The organism is Tetzosporium hominis, from assembly GCF_002265435.1.
GTDB classification, from domain to species: Bacteria; Bacillota; Bacilli; order Bacillales_A; family Planococcaceae; genus Chryseomicrobium; species Chryseomicrobium hominis.
The window spans coordinates 1-242 of sequence record NZ_NOKQ01000059.1 but is presented as its reverse complement, the minus strand read 5'-3'; the positions used below and the strand labels follow the sequence as shown (position 1 = coordinate 242).

The 242-nt window shown below is 37.2% G+C and carries 1 pseudogene; it reads left to right on the top strand.

From position 1 onward, the window contains the following. Positions 1–194: pseudogene (locus CF394_RS15895) on the top strand (hypothetical protein); the annotation flags it as partial. Between the last annotated feature and the right edge of the window lie 48 nt (positions 195–242).

Sequence of the window (242 nt, the reverse complement as noted above, 5' to 3'; positions counted from 1 at the left end):
GGAAAATTGAATACTCCAGAAAAGCTCGAACGGAACCAGCGGAAAAAGTAGTAACTGAACATGGAGAATTTTATTATGCTCCATTTCCCAAACAATTTCCACGAGATGAAGTTGCTAACCGAGATATGGATGAGGTAGTGACCGAAGATACAAACCAGGTAATCATAAGGGGTTATTTTTACGAAAAAAAATAATATCATTGTGTCGAGGGACAAAAACATGCTCCTTTTGAGAGTTAAACA